The 582-nt window shown below is 53.1% G+C and carries 1 protein-coding gene; it reads right to left on the reverse strand.

All coding sequences use genetic code 11. The features are described 5' to 3' along the window. Positions 1-582: transposase (locus H5P30_RS22840; RefSeq protein ID WP_185693580.1), on the reverse strand; the 582-nt coding region annotated here is incomplete at both ends.

Below are 582 nucleotides of genomic sequence, written 5' to 3' on the forward strand. Positions count from 1 at the left end.
AAGTTGGAATTTTTTGGGTCTTCTTTTCTTCACTCTGGGCTGGTGTCGTCCTGGCCTGAGGGGGAGTTTTTCGTCATGGATAAGTTCTTCGATAGCGGTTTGTAGCCGAACTTTTCCGACATATGTGCGGGTTCGGAATAGCTCGCAACAGCGCCTGAGAGCTTCGCGAGCCCCGGTAAAGCTGATTTGCCGGGGAGAAGCTCCGCGGCATGCCCGGAGCATTTGCCATCGGATAAGATTATGTGCGATGAGTCCGAAGCCGTAAAGTTTGCGGGCCATGGAAGCTGACTTCGCCCGGATAAAATCCAATTCCATGGTTATTTTGATATCGCGAAAGCACAGTTCGATATCCCAACGACTCGTGTATTGGGCCTGAACTGTTTCGGGCGGAGTTTCCAAGTCGGTCGTAGCGATCACCTTGACCACGGGACGGAAGCCTTTGCGCTCGAAGCGCGAACGGATGTAGCGCACCTCAATGTCCTGGGGAAGCTCCTGCCATTGGGCATCGTCGATGTGTTCGGGGCATTGGCTTAGTTTTGGTTTGCTCCACAGGGTGCGATACTCGTCTTTGGCTTTGGGAAA

This window comes from Puniceicoccus vermicola, assembly GCF_014230055.1.
Classification (GTDB): domain Bacteria; phylum Verrucomicrobiota; class Verrucomicrobiia; order Opitutales; family Puniceicoccaceae; genus Puniceicoccus; species Puniceicoccus vermicola.